Source organism: Cnuibacter physcomitrellae (assembly GCF_014640535.1).
Lineage (GTDB): Bacteria > Actinomycetota > Actinomycetes > Actinomycetales > Microbacteriaceae > Cnuibacter > Cnuibacter physcomitrellae.
The window spans coordinates 1,164,067-1,180,047 of sequence record NZ_BMHD01000001.1; the positions used below are offsets into that span (position 1 = coordinate 1,164,067).

Here is a 15,981-nt window from a genome sequence, read left to right on the forward strand (position 1 = left end):
CTGCGGGACTTTCGCGTATTCGGTGTCGAGCGTCAGGCGACGGGGTTCGAGAGGGTCCCGATCCCGTCGATCTCGATGTCGACCCGGTCGCCTGCGACGATCGGGCCCACGCCCGCAGGGGTGCCGGTGAGGATCACGTCGCCCGGCAGGAGCGTGAACACCGCCGAGGCGTACTCGATGACCGTCGCCACGTCGTGCACCATGTCGGTGAAGGGCGCGTCCTGCTTCAGCTCGCCGTTGACGCTCGAGCGCAGACGCGAGCCCGCGACGTCGAAGTCGGTCTCGACGAACGGGCCCAGCGGGCACGAGGTGTCGAAGCCCTTCGCACGGGCCCACTGACCGTCGGAGCGCTGCCAGTCCCTCGCCGACACGTCGTTGCCGACCGTGTAGCCGAAGATCACCGCGTGTGCGTCGGACGCTCGGACGTTGCGCGCGACGGCGCCGATGACGACGGCGAGCTCGCCCTCGAAGTCGACCTGCTCGGATCCCCTCGGACGCACGATCGTGTCGCCCGGGCCGATCACCGAGGTGTTCGGCTTGAAGAAGAGCATCGGCTCGGCGGGCACGTCGTTGCCGAACTCGGCCGCGTGAGCGCGGTAGTTGCGCCCCACCGCGACCACCTTCGAGCGCGGGATCACGGGCGCGAGCAGCTTCGCCGAGGCCAGCGGCACCCGTTCTCCGGTGGTGTCGAGGCCGGCGAAGAGCGGGTCGGCCTTGAGGACGACGAGCTCCTGCTCGTCCTCGTCGAGGATGCCGAAGTCGATCGCGCCGTCGTGGCTGAAGCGTGCGACCTTCACGCGCCCGCCCCCGCTCCGGCGCCCGCGCCCTCCGCGCCGGGCTCGTCGAGACGGGTGAGCCATCCGTGACGGTCGGGGATGCGCCCGTACTGGATGTCGGTGAGCTCCTTGCGGATCGACATGGTGAGCTCCCCTGCGGCCGCGTTCTCGTCGCCGATCGTGAACCCGTCGGACTTCAGCGCCGCCACCGGCGCGATCACGGCCGCGGTGCCGCAGACGAACACCTCGGTGATGAGGCCCGACTCGAGCCCCTCGCGCCACTCGTCGATGGTGATGTCGCGCTCCTCGACCTCCATCCCGCGGTCGCGGGCGATCTGGAGGATGCTGTCGCGGGTGATGCCCTCGAGGATGGTCCCGGACAGGCGCGGGGTCATGATCGTGTTGTCGCTGCGCACGAAGAAGATGTTCATGCCGCCGAGCTCGTCGATGTGCGAGCCGGTCTCGCCGTCGAGGAAGAGCACCTGCGCGCATCCGTGCTCGTAGGCCTCCTGCTGAGGCAGCAGCGAGGCGGCGTAGTTGCCGCCGCACTTGGCCGCGCCCGTGCCCCCGCGTCCGGCGCGGGAGTACTCGGTCGACAGCCAGATGGAGATCGGCGCGACGCCGCCCGAGAAGTACGCCCCGGCGGGGCTCGCGATCACGTAGTAGCCGACCTTCTGCGACGGACGCACACCGAGGAACGACTCGTTCGCGATCATGAACGGACGGATGTACAGGCTCGTCTCGGGCGCGCTCGGCACCCAGGCCCCGTCGATCGCGATCAGCTGCTTCAGCGATTCGATGAAGTCGTCGACGCTCAGCTCGGGCAGCGCGAGGCGGTGCGCGGAGCGCTGGAGGCGCTTGGCGTTCTCCTCGGGACGGAAGGTCCAGATCGAGCCGTCCTCGTGGCGGTACGCCTTGAGCCCCTCGAAGATCTCCTGCGCGTAGTGCAGCACGGCGGCGCTCGGGTCGAGCTGCAGCGGACCGTAGGGCACGACGGAGGCGTTGTGCCAGCCGTCCTGGATCGTCCAGTCGATCGAGATCATGTGATCGGTGAAGTGCTGGCCGAACCCGGGGTCGGCCAGGATGACCTCGCGCTCCGCCTCCTCCCGAGCATCGGTCGAGGGGGTGAGCTCGAACCTGAGGGGGAACGTGGTGGTGTCTGCGATGGTCATCATCTTCTCCTGCAGCCCGGGGGCTGCGTCCGTGGGGTCAGTCGAGTGCGGTGGCCGGGGTGAGGGCCGAGGCGATCGCGTCGCCGATCTCCGTCGTCGTGCGGGGGCTGCCGTCGCGCGACTCGATGTCGGCGACGACCGCGTCGCGGACGCGGGTCGCTGCCTCCCCCAGACCGAGGTGGTCGAGGAGGAGGGCGACCGACAGGATCGTCGCGGTCGGATCGGCCTTCTGCTGGCCGGCGATGTCGGGTGCGGATCCGTGGACCGGCTCGAACATCGAGGGGAACGTGCCGTCGGGGTTGATGTTGCCCGAGGCCGCCAATCCGATCCCGCCGCTGATAGCGCCCGCGAGGTCGGTGAGGATGTCGCCGAAGAGGTTGTCCGTGACGATGACATCGAACCTAGCAGGATCGGTGACGAGGAAGATCGTCGCGGCGTCGACGTGGAGGTAGTCCACGGCCACATCGGGGTATTCCGAGGCCACTCTGTTCACGGTGGACTGCCACAGCGACCCCGCGAAGACCAGCACGTTGGTCTTGTGCACCAGCGTGAGCTTCCCCCGCCGCTTCTGCGCCGCGTCGAAGGCGTAGCGCACGACGCGCTCGACGCCGAAGGCGGTGTTGAGCGAGACCTCGGTGGCGACCTCGTGAGGGGTGCCTTTGCGGAGCGAGCCGCCGTTGCCGACGTACGGCCCCTCGGTGCCCTCGCGGACGACGACGAAGTCGACCGGTCCGTGCTCGGCCAGGGGGCTCGGCACGCCGTCGTAGATGACCGTCGGGCGCAGGTTCACGTAGTGGTCGAGCTCGAACCGCAGCTTCAGCAGCAGTCCGCGCTCGATGTTCGCGTCCTTCAGGCGCGGGTCACCGGGCACGCCGCCGACCGCGCCCAGGATGATCGCGTCGTGCTCCTTGATGGCGGCGAGGTCCGCCTCCGTCAGCACGTCGCCGGTCGCGAGGTAGCGCGCGGCGCCGAGCTCGTACGTGGTCTTCTCGAAGACCACGTCGTCGGGGGCGACGGCGTCGAGCACCTTCACCGCCTCGGCGACCACCTCGGGTCCGATCCCGTCGCCGGGGATGAGTGCGAGACGAACGGTGCGTGCCATGCTCCCGATCCTATCGCCCGGGCTTTGTCCACCTTTCCGTCGCGATTCGAGTGATTCGCGACGGAAAGGTGGACGAAGCCGGGCGGATGCGGGGCTCGCGTCAGGACTCGACGATGTCGATCTCGTGGAGGCTGTCGGCGTCGATGGCCTCGCGGACCTCGTCGAGGATCTCGGAGGGCACCGGGCTGTCGACGGTAAGCACGCTGAGAGCCTTGCCGCCGGCCTCGGTGCGCGCGATCTGCATCCCCGCGATGTTGATCGCGGCGTCGCCGAAGCGCTTGCCGTAGACCGCGACGATCCCCGGACGGTCGGTGTACAGCATCACGATGAGGTGCGCGGCGATCGGCACCTCGACGTCGTAGCCGTTGATCTCAACGATCTTCTGGATCTGCTTCTGCCCCGTCAGCGTTCCCGACACCGAGATCTGCGATCCGTCGGACAGCGCACCCACGAGCTGGATGACGTTCCGGTACTCCTCCGACTCGGTCTCGGCGATGAGACGCACGGTGACGCCGCGCTGCTCCGCCAGGAGCGGGGCGTTGACGTACGAGACCGTCTCGCTGACGACGTTGGTGAAGACGCCCTTGAGCGCGGCGAGCTTCAGCACGCTCACGTCGGAGGCGGCGATCTCGCCGCGGACGATGACGTCGACGCTCGTGAGCGGGCTGGTCGCCAGCCCGGAGAACACCTGGCCGAGCTTCTCGACGAGGGGGATGCCGGGCCGGACGTCCTCGGCGATCACACCGCCGGCGACGTTGACGGCGTCCGGCACCAGCTCGCCCGAGAGCGCGAGGCGGACGCTCTTCGCGACGGAGACACCGGCCTTCTCCTGGGCCTCGTCGGTCGAGGCGCCGAGGTGCGGCGTGACGACGACGTTCGGGAGGGCGAGGAGCGGGCTGTCCTTCGGCGGCTCCGACACGAAGACGTCGAGGCCGGCGCCCGCGATCGTGCCGGAGGTGAGCGCGGTGTACAGCGCGTCCTCGTCGATCAGGCCGCCGCGCGCGACGTTCACGATGAACGCCGTGGGCTTCATCATGGCCAGCTGCTCGGTGCCGATCATGCCCGTGGTCTCGGGCGTCTTCGGCATGTGGATCGTGATGAAGTCGCTCTGCGCGAGGAGCTCGTCGAGCGACACGAGGGTGACCCCGAGCTGCTGGGCGCGCGCACTGGTCACGTAGGGGTCGTAGGCGATGACGTTCACCCCGAAGGCCTGGAGGCGGGCGGTGATGAGCGCGCCGATGCGGCCGAGGCCGATGATGCCGAGCGTCTTCTCGTAGAGCTCGACGCCCGTGTAGGCGCTGCGCTTCCACTGCCCCTGCGCGAGCGCGTTGTGCGCGGCGGGGATGTGACGGGCCAGGCTGAGGATGTGACCGACGGTCAGCTCCGCGGCGGAGATGATGTTCGAGGTGGGCGCGTTGACCACCATCACGCCCGCGGCGGTGGCGGCCTTGATGTCGACGTTGTCGAGTCCCACGCCCGCACGGGCGATGACCTTCAGCTGCTTGGCCGCGGCGATCGCCTCGGCGTCGACCTTGGTGGCGGAGCGGACCAGGATCGCGTCGGACTCGGCGAGCGCCTCGAGGAGCGCCGGACGGTCGGTCCCGTCGACGGACCGCACGTCGAAGTCGGGCCCGAGGGCGTCGACGGTGGCGGGTGAGAGTTCTTCTGCGATCAGCACGACCGGCTTCGACACGCGCGGTTCCTTCGGTTCTGCGGCACGGGGAGACGGGCCGCGCCGCGTGCTGCCGTTCCGGGCGTACGTGCGCCGACCCTCCCCCACCCTAGTGCAGGCGACAATGGGCGGATGGACGCAGCGACCTGGGACGTCATCCTCTGGATCCTGAGGGCGCTCGTCGCCCTCGTCTTCGTGGGGATGGGGGTCAACCACTTCGTGCCCGCCTCCGTGCGCACGATGGCCGCGATGATCCCGCCGGCGCTCCGCTCGTCGTCGCCGGCGCTCTCCCCACGCGTGCTCGTCTGGTTCACCGGCGTCTGCGAGATCGCGGGCGGGCTGGGGCTCCTCTGGCCTCCGACCCGCGTCGCCGCCGGGATCGCCCTGGTGGTGTTCCTCGCCGCGGTGTTCCCCGCCAACGCGTACGCGGCGCGGCACCGCGACCGCTTCGGCGCCCTCGCGATCCCGTTCTGGCCGCGCCTCGTCGGCCAGATCGTGCTCGCGGCCCTGGTCCTCGTGGTCGCACTGCTGCCCTGAGCTCGATCATGAGGTACCCTCATCCCATCGGTGGGTCGAGATGGAGTGAGTTCCGTGAAGACCCGATATCCATTCGTCGCGATCGCTGCCCTGGCGATCGCACTGACCGGCATCACCGCTCTGCCCGCGGGAGCGTTGGATTGCGACTCGAGCAGGCCGGACTGCGCCGGGAGTCCCGCCCAGCCCCCGCAGCTTCCCGTCGTGAAGGACGTCCTCTTCGACAAGGCGCCTCCGCTCCCTGCGCCTCCCCCGCCACCGAAGGACACTCCGCGGCCGCCCGTCGACCGCGGCAGCGTGCCCGCCGTGCCGAACCTCACGACGGGTGAAGCCGACGCCGCCCGCGGTGCCGGCGGGACGAGCGGGTCTGTCGCCGGAACGGGTCGCGGTGCCGGTGGAGGGTCCGCCGGACCGGATCTCGGGACGATGGTCAACCCCGCGCCGATGTCGAATCTTCCGAGAGAGCAGGTCCTCATCGTGAGGAAGGACGGTCGGCTCTCGTTCCAGACCGTTCCCGATGTCTCCGTCATGCACACTGAGTACTCCGCCAGCCCCGACGGCACGACCACTGCGACCAGCATCACCTACCACTTCGACCAGGTCCTGGACAGTCGTAGCCGGATCCTCTCGGCGATCTTCGCCACGACAGCCGGCGACTTCTCCACGTGCTCGTTCGTCGCAGACCTCGTCGTGAACTGCGCTCTCCGCGGCGGTGTCATGGTCTCGGGGCGTGAGGGCGGGGATGCTCCGTTCCGGTTTCTGACCCCGCCCGTCGTCGAGCCGGCGTCGACCCGCGCGATCCCGCTGTGCGCCGGCGGGGCCTTCGACGGCGGGCCCGGCGTCGAGACCGTGATCGGCGTCGACGACCTCTTCTGCGACTCCTCGCCTGCCACGGCGCCCGATCGCCTGAGGGTGATCTCCTCGACCGCCGATCCCGCTTCTGCCGTGGCGACGATCGACGCCACCACCGGCGAGCTCCACTACACGGCGACCGGCGATGCAGACGGCACGTACACCGTGCTCACGCTGGCGGCCGTCAGCAAGCTCGACGGGTTCGAGTCGTGGCCCTTCACCGTCGTGATCCGAAATCACTTCGCGCCCATTGCCCAGGACGGCCCGGTGGTCGAGGCCATACGCGGCACGGATGTCGAGGTTCCGATGGACCGGCTGTTCCGCGATCCGGACATCGATCGGTGGTCCGAGTACACCCACGACGTGCTCGCCGGCGAGGTGATCTCCGACGGCGCCTACGGCCACGCCACCTTCGACGCCTCCGGGGTGCTGCGTTACCATGCCATCGACGCCGTCGAGGGGGCCGCCACCGACCGGGTGACCGTTCAGGCGAGAGACCGTTTCGGCATCCTCTCCCGGCCCGTCACCATCGAGTTCCGGGTGCGAGACGTGACGCCGAGCTGTCTCAACGGCAACCTCCAGGCCGTCGCCGGTGAGGCCGTCGTGGTCGACCTGGACTGCCGCCTCGACGGCCCGGCGGGGTATCACCCCCTGAGGAACGTGGTCTACTCGCTCACGTCGATGCCCGACGTCGGACGCGTCTCCGAGATCGATCCTGAGATCGGGTCATTCACGTACATTCCCGACCCCGATCAGGCGGGCCCGGTGACCTTCACCTTCAGGGGCGAGAACAACGGGGCGCTGGGCCAGGGTGAGTTCACCGTGAACGTGATCCCGTCATCCTGAGTCCGGGCGGGACCGCGTGCCCCGGGCGTGCCGTCCCGCTCAGGCGATGGCGAGGAGGCCCAGGGAGACGACGCCGACGACGCCCAGGCCGATCAGGTAGACGACGACCCGGTTGACGATGCTCAGCCGGATCCCGATCAGCAGCGCAGCGAAGAACACGACCACCGGGGTCGCCGCGTATCCGATGAGGAGCGCCCAGATCTCGCCCGTGACGGCGATGTTGTAGACCGCGAAGTTCGCCACGACGCCGACGAGGTTGGAGATGCCGCCCCAGAGGAAGAACGCGTAGGCGAGCACGAACACGCCGCCGACCACCCAGGAGACGGCACGGGGCTGGTGGATGAGCGGCGTGCGCTCGTCGGAGACGGTCACGTCACACCCCCATCAGGAAGGGCCAGGGCACGAGCACGAGCACTCCGATCACGAGCCAGAGGAAGCGATAGCGGATCGGACGCCTCTGCAGGACGAGCAGGGTGCCGCCGAACCACAGCGGCGCGGCAGCCACGGCGAGCACCTGCAGCATCCGGATGGTCAGGATCGTGAAGGTGAAGCCGTCGCCGACCGGGAAGCGGCTGAAGCTGATCAGCCAGCCGATCGTGTAGAGGGCGTAGATCCCTCCGAGGATGCCCATGACGATGAGCGAGATCGAGCTCATCGGGGCGGTCTCGCGCTCCGCCTCCGCGAGGTCTCGGGCGGCGGCGAGCTCCTCGGTCTCCTCCGCCTCCTCGAGGACGGTGCGTCCCGGACGCCTGCCCGACGGAGCCCTCTTCTGACGGGAGGGGACGGGCACGGCCACCGGATCGCTGGGGGCCGCAGCGGTCTCGACGGCGTCCCGGGTCTCGAGGTCCTCGACCGCGATCTCGTCGGTCACCTCGGGGGCGTCCGCCGCTTCGGTGCCGCGCTCGGAGACGGGCCGCAGCGTGGGGTCGTCGTCACCGGCCCAGGAGAAGGCGTCGTCATCCCTGCTGCTCACCCCCTCACCCTATCCCCGCGCTCCCCGCGCGGCGCCCGCCCGTTCCGCCCGCGCCGCGCGCCACACCCCCCCCGGTTTCGCCACACGCGTGGCCTTTCGCCACGCGCATGCAGGTGGCGGAAGGTCACGTGTGTGGCGAAAGCCGAGGACGGGCGGGTCAGAGGGGCTCGACGGTCGGCGCGGCCGAGGGGACGGCGCTCACGCGGAAGGGACGGCCCGCCGAGCGGACGCCGGAGAGGGACACCCCGCCGAGGGACGGGTCCGCGAGACCTCGCACCGACGGAGCCGCCCCGGGCGTCTCCGGCGCGCGGAGGCCCACCGACGCCGCCGCGACCGCGACCGCGGCGGCCGCGCTCCACGCCTGCGGACGGCAGGCCGCCGGATAGGGAGCCGGCGCAGGCGTGACGAGAGCGGAGTCGCCGGAGTGCAGCTCCGGCATCCGGTACGCGAACGCCTCGGCGGCGGCGAGCAGCCCGCGGCCCAGCGTCGCGGCCTCCGCGGCGAACCCCGCGCGGGAGAGCCCGCTGACCGCGATCGCGGTGTCGTGCGCCCACACCGATCCGCCGTGATAGCTGAGCGGCCAGTATCCGCCCGAGTCCGTCGACATGGTGCGCAGGCCGAAGCCCGACGACATCAGCGGCGAGACCAGCAGACGCGCGATCTCCTCCTCCTCGCCGGCCGAGAGCAGACCCGTCGCCAGCAGGTGCCCGATGTTGCTCGTGAGGGTGTCGACCGGTCGCTTCTCGGCGTCGAGCGCGATCGCGGGATACCGTCCGATCGGGCTCTCCACCCAGAAGGAGGCGCGGAACCGGTCGGCGAGGTCGGCCGCCCACGCACGCCACTCGTCGCCGCCCGGCTCCCCCAGGTGGTCCAGCAGCGCCGCGGCGCCCACGGCCGCCTCGTAAGCGTATCCCTGCACCTCGCAGAGGGCGATCGGCCCCGTGGCCAGGGTCCCGTCGCGCCACTGCACCGAGTCGCCCGAGTCCTTCCACCCCTGGTTGGCGAGGCCGTGACCGGTCAGGTCGACGTACTCGAGGAAGCCGTCCTCGTCGCTGTCGCCGTGGTCGCGCATCCACTCGAGTGCCGCGAGCAGGGTCGGCAGGAGGGCGCGCACCTCGTCGTCGGGCATCCCCCACCGCCAGGCGTCGTGGAGCAGCACGATCCAGAGCGGGGTCGCGTCGATCGTGCCGAAGTAGAGCGGGGGCAGCGAGATGCCCTCCCCCGGGATCTCGAGCGTGGAGGGCCGCAGCTCGTGCATGATCTTGCCCGGTTGCTCCGCCGTCTCCGGGTCGGTCACGGTGCCCTGCATCGACGCGAGCACGCGCAGCGTCGACGCTGCCAGCTCGGTGCCGAACGGCAGGAGCAGGCGCGCCGCCCACAGCGAGTCGCGGCCGAACAGCGTGAAGAACCAGGGCGCTCCGGCGGCGAGGAACGTGTCGTCGGGACGCGCGGCCGTCGTCATGCGGAGGGCGTCGAGGTCGTCGAGCGCCCGCTCCGCCCAGCGGGTCAGGCGGGAGTCGTCGGCGAGCACGGAGGCGTCCCGCCACTCCGCGTGACCGCGGGCGGGGCCCACCACGGCGGCGGTGTCGTGCATCTCGATCCGCCAGCCCAGCTCGGCCGCACCTCGCGGCGGCAGGGTCACCTGCCAGACGAGATGGATGTCGCCCGTCGCGTCGTCGACGAGGATCTCGGGGGGCGCAGGCACGCCCGCGCCGGCCGTCGCGCTGACCGCCGCCGACACCGTCCCGCCGGCGAGGTGCACACCGCCCTCGTTGTCCGACTCCTCCACGAAGAAGGCGTCTCCACCACTCCCGCGCCCGGACTTCACGACCGGCAGCTCCTGGAAGTCGGGCGTGAGCACGATCCGGAGCGTCGTGGTGAGCGGCTCGGCCAGGGCGGTCGACAGCACGAGCGCGTCGGAGACCGCGCCGGGCTCCGTCGTCCGCACCACGTCGAGCCGCACGCGCGGGTCGGCGCCCCCGTCGTCGATGCCCCGGGCGAGTCCCGAGAAGGAGACCTGGGTGGCGCCGCGGACGGCGGACGAGAGGGACTCCAGCCGTTCCCCCTCGACCGTCAGGTCGAGGCCGCGGATCACCCGGGTCTCGGAGTGGTAGATGCCGTGGATCGGCGCGTGCATGCGGCCATCGGCCGCGGACCACGCCTGGGTCGGCGCTGCGAGCGCGACGACGGAGTCGTGGAGCAGGGGCTGGCGGTCGGCGGTCATGGTCGGCTCCTCGAGGGGGTCGTGTCGGTCGTCGTGCCAGGGGGCACGGGAGGGCGTTCGGGCAGAGCGCCGGGTGGCCCTGTGGCGTCGGCGGGTGCGACGACGAGCCGTGCCGGGACGTCGTGCTCAGCCACCCGACCGCCGTCGTCGAGGAGGACCCGGCGCACCCTGGCCCCGGCGCGCTCCGTCACGGCCTCGACGGACGGATGGGGGCCCGCGCCCCGGTAGACGACACCGGTCCCCTCCTCGAGGGCGAACCCTCCGGAGAGCGTCCCGTCGACGATCGAGCGGTGGAAGGACTCGCGCCGGCGTGCATCCGAGTCGTAGTGCACCGCGAGCGCGCCCGGCACGAGGCCGAGCCCCGTCGTGAAGGCGGAGATCGACGGGCCGAAGGAGCTCGTCGTGCCGCCCTCGTGCCAGATCACGCCACCGGCGGACCCGCCGGCGAGGACGACACCCGCCTCCCAGGCGGCCCGCATGGCGCGATCGACACCGTGCAGCCGCCACAGGGCCGCGAGGTTCGCCACGCTCCCGCCGGAGACCCAGACCAGGTCGTGCTCGAGCACGAACGAGGACACGTCGGGGGTGTTCGGATGCGGGAAGAGCCGCAGATGCCGAGCCTCGGCTCCCGCCGCCCAGGCCGCCTCGATCTCAGGACCCTCCGCCCCACGCGGGTCGCCGCCCGCGGTGTTCACGTGGAGCACGCGGGGTCTGCGCCCCTCGACGCGGGCGAGCGACAGGGCGTGGAGCATCACCGGCCCGTAGGCGAGGTCGGTCCACTCCCCGCCCACGAGACCGGCGCAGGTGGCGACGATCGTCGGCTCGGCCGCGGTCACTCCTTCACCGCGCCCTCGCTGGCGTTCATGATGCGCCGCTGGAAGACGAAGAACATCACGGCGACCGGCACGGTCATGATGAGCGCCGCCGCGAGCTTCAACGGATACTGCGTGCCCTGGCTGAGCTGCCCCGAGGCGAGCGAGGCGACGCCCTTGGTCAGGGTCGTCAGCTCCGGCGACTGCGTGGAGATGATGAAGTGCGACAGCTCGTTCCAGGACCCCTGGAACGACAGGATGATGATCGTGATGAGCGCCGGACGCGCCATCGGCAGCACGACCGACCAGAAGATGCGGAACGTCCCGGCACCGTCGATCCGCGCCTGCTCCTCGACCGACGCCGGGATCGACTCGAAGAAGTTCTTCATGATGAACACGCCCGCCGCATCGACGAGCAGGGGGATGATCATGCCGGCGTACGAGTCGTACATCCCGAGCTGGTTGATCACGAGGAACTTCGGGATGAGCAGCACCACGAGCGGCACGGCCATCACCGCGACCAGACCCGCGAAGACGATGCCGCGGCCCCGGAAGTGCAGCCGCGCGAGGGCGTAGCCGGCGAGCGAGTCGAGGAAGACGCGGCCGATCGTGACGAAGACCGTGACGATCGCGGAGTTCATGAACCAGGTGGGGAAGTCGCTGTTGAGGAACAGCCGCTCGTAGGCTGCCGTCGTCCAGATCTGCGGGATGAGCGACAGCGGGTCGCTCGCCGCCTCCGCATCCGTCTTGAACGAGGTCGCGATGTTGATGAGGAAGGGGAAGATGTAGACGATCGCGACCACGACCAGGATGGCGTACAGGATCGACGTGCCCGCCAGGGTCCTCGAGCCGATGCGGCGACGCGTCGGCGCGGGACGGGGGCCTCCGGGTCCGGCGGCGCCCGTCGCCCCGCCGGCGGTCGGGGTGGCATCATCGATGGTCGTCACGGCCGTCCCCCCTTGTTCGCGGTCTGGGATCTCGCGACGCTGTAGGCGCGCATCCGACGCTTCGAGACGCCCCGCTCCCGCAGGATGACGCGCTGCAGGATCGTGAGCACCACGATGATCACGAACAGCACGAACGCGATCGCCGCACCGCGGCCCCACTGCTGGCTCTCGAACGCCGACGTGTAGGAGAGGTAGGCCGGGGTGACCGTGGTCTTCCCCGGGCCGCCCTGGGTGCCGGTGTAGATCTGGTCGAAGACCTGCCACGTGCCAATGAGCCCGAGGGTGAGCACGGTGAACAGGGTCGGACGCAGCTGCGGGAAGGTGACCCGCCAGAAGCGCTGCCATCCGTTCGCCCCGTCGATCATCGCCGCCTCCTGCACGTCGTGCGAGAGGTTCTGCAGCGCCGCGATGAAGAGCAGCATGAAGGTCCCGGACGTCGTGAACACGGCCATCAGGACGAACGCGCTCATCGCCACCGACGGCCCGGCGAGCCAGTCCCACAGCGACACGTTCAGCACGGTCGGCTCGGTGAGCCAGCCCGGGCCCTGCGTGACGCCGACGGCGGCCAGGAGGTTGTGGACCACGCCCGAGGGATCCTGGAACCAGTTCGGGCCGTTCACCCCGAACCAGCTCAGGACCGCGTTCACGGCACCGGACGCGCTGAACAGGAACAGCCAGAGCACCGTGATCGCCACCGAGCTGGTGACCGACGGGAAGTAGAACGCCGTCCGGAAGAACCCCCGCCCCTTGAGGATCTGACGGTTCACCAGCACCGCCAGCAGCAGCGCGATCGCGGTCTGCAGCGGCACCACGAGGACCACGTACCAGGCGTTGTTCCGGAGCGAGATGCCGAAGTCGCGCTCCGCGAGGCCACCGCCGCCGAGGAGGTCGGAGTAGTTGTCGAGCCCCACGAAGCTCACGGTCGACGAGAACGGACTCCCGCGGCCGGTCCAGTCGGAGAAGCTCACCCACAGCGCCATGATCACCGGGACCACGAGGAACAGTCCCAGCACGATCAGCATCGGCGCGGTGAAGAGCCACCCCGCCACGCCCTCACTCCGGCGGATCCCCTTCGGGGGCCCGCTCTTCGAGGGCCTGGTGCCGCGAGCGGGCGCCGCGGCCGCGGTGTGCGTGCTCATGCGTTCCTCTTCTCATGTTCGCCTCAAGGACCTGCGAGGGGCGGGTGGGGTTCGGGCCTCCCCTCCGACTCGCGGCCCTCAAGGACCTCGGCCGAGGGGCGGGTGGGGTTCGGGCCTCCCCTCCGACTCGCGGCCCTCGAGGACCTCGGCCGAGGGGCGGGTGGGGTTCGGGGCTTCCCTCCGACTCGCAGGCATCGGGTCTGGCGGGGCGCCGCAGGCGCCGGGACTGCGAGTCGGAGGGAAGCCCCGAGCCCCACCCGCCCCGCTCCCCGGAACTCACCCCCCGGTTTGTCCAGATTTCCGTCGCAAATCGCGGAAAACGCGACGGAAACCTGGACAAAGCCGGACCCTCCGGGGAGACCGGCGGGCGGGCTACTTGACGACCGCTTCCATGTTCGACTGGGCGGACTTCAGGATGGCGGCGGGGTCACCCGTGGCCAGGGACTCGAGCTGCGAGTTGAGGTCCTTGATGACGTCGGCGGAGCCGGCGAGGGTGGGGACGCCCTGCGCGAAGTCGGCCGAGTCGAGGAAGGCGACCGAGTCGGGGTTGGCGGTCTTCCACTGGTCGGCGGCGGACTGCACCGAGGGCATGACGCCGAAGGCCTGCGCGAACGCGAGCTGGTCCTCGGTGGACGTCAGCTTCTCGACCAGCGCGAGCGCGGCATCCTTGTTCTTGCTGTCAGCGGCGATGCCCCAGCAGTTGGTGAACTGCAGGGTGCCCTGTCCGCCCGGGCCCGCGGGGAGCTCGGCGACGGTGTACTTCACGTCCGGGTAGTCGTTCTTCAGGCCTCCGGCGATCCAGTTGCCCTCGATCGTCATCGCGGCCTGGCCCTTGCCGAACGCCTCGCCGCCCCATCCGGCGCCGAGGTCGGAGGAGTACTTCGCCACTCCGGCGGTGAGCAGGCCCTTCACGTACTCCAGCGCCTGGAGGTTCTCCGGGCTGTCGACGGTGGCCTCGGTCTGGTCGGAGTTGAGGAGCGACCCGCCGGCTTGAGCCATGAACGCGCCGACACGCGCGTACTCGGGCGAGAAGGCGAGGCCCACATGCTCGGGGGTGGTGAGCTTCGTCGCGACGGCAGTGAGCTGATCCCACGTGGTCGGGATGTCGGCGTCGGTCAGGCCTGCCGCCGCCCACATGTCTGTGTTGATCACGAGCCCGAGCGTGGAGAAGTCCTTCGGGGCGCAGTAGAACGTGCCGTCGTAGGTGAACGAGTCGACGAGCGTCGGGTAGAAGTCGTCCTTGTTGGAGAGCTGGTCGCCGTAGGCGTAGAGCGAGCCGTTGGAGGCGAAGCCGGCCAGCGCATCCGTCGAGACGTAGAACACGTCGGCGGGCTGGCCGGAGGCGAAGCCCTGGCTGAGCTGCTGGTTGAGGTCGGATGCGGCGGTCACGGTGGCCTGGGTGCCCGACTCGCTCGACCAGTCGGCGACGGCGGACGTGACCGCGGCGGTCTCGGCGTCGCCGGACGAGCCGATGAGCACGCTCAGCGGGGCGCTCGAGTCCTGCGACGACCCGGCGTCGCCGCTGAAGCCCGAGCCGCAGGCGGTGAGGGTGAGGGCGCCTACGGCGGCGAGGCCGGCGCCGACGATCCAGCGGGATGTGCGTCTTTGCATGGTGTGTCTCCTCTGTGGGGCAGCGTCGCTGCGTGCCTCTGGTGCTGTTGGAACGTTCAAAGTCTTGCACGAACTCTTTTGATCGTTCAAACTGATCTGGCGATAGCATAGGCACATCCCCAGAACGGGGGCAAGGGTTCACCAGGAGGGGCGAGTGCAGCGACTCCCGACCATCGTCGACGTCGCCTCCACGGCAGGGGTGTCACGGCAGACGGTGTCGAACGTGCTCAACTCCCCCGACATCGTCAAGCCCGAGACCCGCATCCGGGTGGAGGCGGCGATCGCGTCGCTCGGCTACCACCCCCACGAGTCGGCGCGCCGGCTCCGGATGCGGAAGAGCTCCACCATCGGCATCCGCCTCGATCCGCAGACCGACGGCATCTCGGGGTCGGTGCTCGACCGCTTCCTCCACGCGCTCACCGAGCAGGCGGCGGAGCAGGGCCTGCGCATCCTCCTGTTCACCGCCCGCGATCACCACGACGAGGTGACGCAGATCGAGCGCCTGCGCGACACCGGGGACGTCGACGCCTTCGTCCTGACGTCGACCACGCTGGGCGACCCCCGCACCACGCGCCTGGCGGAGCTGGGTGTCTCGTTCGTGACCTTCGGACGCCCGTGGGGTGTCGACGACATGGACGATCCGGCGCATCTCTGGGTGGACGTCGACGGTCGCTCCGGCCTCCACGAGGCCACCTCCGCCTACCTCTCCACGGGCCTCCGCCGGGTCGGCTACATCGGCTGGCCGGCCGGCTCCGGTTCGGGCGACGACCGGATGCGCGGCTGGCGCGACGCCATGCTCGAGGCGGCGCAGTCGCCGGCCTCGGGCGAGGTGGAGCTCGAGGCGCTCTGCGTCGCGGTGGAGGACGGCGTGAGCCAGGGCGCCGAGGCGTACCGCCGTCTCCGTGCCGCGGGCGAGGTCGACGCCGTGGTGTGCGCGAGCGACTCCCTCGCGCTCGGCGCGCTCCTCGCCTCGGGCGGCGCGATCCCCGTCACAGGCTACGACGACACCCCGGTCGCGGCCGCGGTGGGTCTGTCGAGCGTCCGCCAGCCCCTCGACGAGGTCGCCGCGGGCGTCCTCGAGCTCCTCACCGGCGCCCACGCCGGTCGCTCGACGGGTGGTCCGGCGAACGACCCGCGCCACCGCCTGGTCCGTCCGCGCCTGGTGACGCGCTCCCCCGCTCCGCTCCCTCCGCGCTGAGCGTCCCGGGCTTCCGAGACAGCCGAACACCCCCAGAAGGTGCGGCTCCCACGACCGTGAAAGCGCTCCTTCTGGGGGTGTTCGAAGAGGTGGCGATGCGGAGGCGCAGAGGCGTCAGCGCGC

The 15,981-nt window shown here is 70.5% G+C and carries 14 protein-coding genes; 3 read left to right on the top strand and 11 right to left on the bottom strand.

Features of this window, described 5'->3' with window-relative positions; genetic code table 11:
- Positions 1 to 32: 32 nt before the first annotated feature.
- The 4 genes from IEX69_RS05465 to serA form a co-directional block, all read right to left on the bottom strand.
- Positions 33 to 797, bottom strand: coding sequence for a fumarylacetoacetate hydrolase family protein (locus tag IEX69_RS05465; RefSeq protein ID WP_085020073.1), 765 nt, complete (start codon positions 795 to 797; stop codon positions 33 to 35).
- Complete coding sequence (locus tag IEX69_RS05470) at positions 794 to 1,948, bottom strand: branched-chain amino acid aminotransferase (protein WP_085020074.1); 1,155 nt, start codon at positions 1,946 to 1,948, stop codon at positions 794 to 796. Before IEX69_RS05470 ends, IEX69_RS05465 begins: the two co-directional genes overlap by 4 nt.
- Before the next feature lie 37 nt (positions 1,949 to 1,985).
- Positions 1,986 to 3,050 carry a 3-isopropylmalate dehydrogenase gene (locus IEX69_RS05475; protein WP_085020075.1) on the bottom strand — a complete coding sequence of 355 codons (1,065 nt, stop codon included), beginning with the start codon at positions 3,048 to 3,050 and terminating at the stop codon, positions 1,986 to 1,988.
- Between the two features lie 100 nt (positions 3,051 to 3,150).
- Positions 3,151 to 4,743, bottom strand: coding sequence for a phosphoglycerate dehydrogenase (gene serA / locus IEX69_RS05480; RefSeq protein ID WP_085020076.1), 1,593 nt, complete (start codon positions 4,741 to 4,743; stop codon positions 3,151 to 3,153).
- A 111-nt stretch (positions 4,744 to 4,854) separates the two neighbouring features.
- On the opposite strand from serA, the gene IEX69_RS05485 reads away from it, so the two are divergent.
- Both IEX69_RS05485 and IEX69_RS05490 read left to right on the top strand, forming a co-directional pair.
- The gene (locus tag IEX69_RS05485; protein ID WP_085020077.1) at positions 4,855 to 5,259 is read left to right on the top strand and encodes a DoxX family protein; all 405 of its coding nucleotides are present in this window, start codon (positions 4,855 to 4,857) and stop codon (positions 5,257 to 5,259) included.
- Positions 5,260 to 5,460: 201 nt separating this feature from the next.
- Positions 5,461 to 6,954, top strand: a complete 1,494-nt coding sequence (locus IEX69_RS05490) for a hypothetical protein (RefSeq protein ID WP_157127205.1) — start codon at positions 5,461 to 5,463, stop codon at positions 6,952 to 6,954.
- A gap of 39 nt (positions 6,955 to 6,993) precedes the next feature.
- On the opposite strand, the gene IEX69_RS05495 is transcribed toward IEX69_RS05490, so the two are convergent.
- The 7 genes from IEX69_RS05495 to IEX69_RS05525 all read right to left on the bottom strand — a co-directional run bounded on the left by IEX69_RS05495 (position 6,994) and on the right by IEX69_RS05525 (position 14,660).
- Positions 6,994 to 7,326, bottom strand: a complete 333-nt coding sequence (locus IEX69_RS05495; protein WP_085020079.1) for a hypothetical protein — start codon at positions 7,324 to 7,326, stop codon at positions 6,994 to 6,996.
- 1 nt (position 7,327) lies between these two features.
- Positions 7,328 to 7,927 carry a hypothetical protein gene (locus IEX69_RS05500; protein WP_085020080.1) on the bottom strand — a complete coding sequence of 200 codons (600 nt, stop codon included), beginning with the start codon at positions 7,925 to 7,927 and terminating at the stop codon, positions 7,328 to 7,330.
- 157 nt (positions 7,928 to 8,084) lie between these two features.
- Positions 8,085 to 10,151, bottom strand: a complete 2,067-nt coding sequence (locus IEX69_RS05505) for a glycogen debranching N-terminal domain-containing protein (protein WP_085020081.1) — start codon at positions 10,149 to 10,151, stop codon at positions 8,085 to 8,087.
- Positions 10,148 to 10,987: a Type 1 glutamine amidotransferase-like domain-containing protein gene (locus tag IEX69_RS05510; RefSeq protein WP_085020082.1), complete on the bottom strand. Its 840-nt coding sequence runs from the start codon at positions 10,985 to 10,987 to the stop codon at positions 10,148 to 10,150. The genes IEX69_RS05505 and IEX69_RS05510 overlap by 4 nt, the downstream gene beginning before the upstream one ends.
- The gene (locus tag IEX69_RS05515) at positions 10,984 to 11,817 is read right to left on the bottom strand and encodes a carbohydrate ABC transporter permease (protein WP_229756408.1); all 834 of its coding nucleotides are present in this window, start codon (positions 11,815 to 11,817) and stop codon (positions 10,984 to 10,986) included. Before IEX69_RS05515 ends, IEX69_RS05510 begins: the two co-directional genes overlap by 4 nt.
- Positions 11,818 to 11,906: 89 nt before the next feature.
- On the bottom strand, positions 11,907 to 13,049 hold the full coding sequence (locus IEX69_RS05520) for a carbohydrate ABC transporter permease (protein ID WP_085020083.1): 1,143 nt from the start codon (positions 13,047 to 13,049) through the stop codon (positions 11,907 to 11,909).
- Positions 13,050 to 13,421: 372 nt separating this feature from the next.
- Entirely contained in the window at positions 13,422 to 14,660 is a 1,239-nt protein-coding gene (locus tag IEX69_RS05525; RefSeq protein WP_085020084.1) for a sugar ABC transporter substrate-binding protein, read from the bottom strand.
- A gap of 154 nt (positions 14,661 to 14,814) precedes the next feature.
- Between IEX69_RS05525 and IEX69_RS05530 the strand changes: the two genes are divergently transcribed.
- Entirely contained in the window at positions 14,815 to 15,858 is a 1,044-nt protein-coding gene (locus tag IEX69_RS05530) for a LacI family DNA-binding transcriptional regulator (RefSeq protein ID WP_085020085.1), read from the top strand.
- Positions 15,859 to 15,981 lie beyond the last annotated feature (123 nt).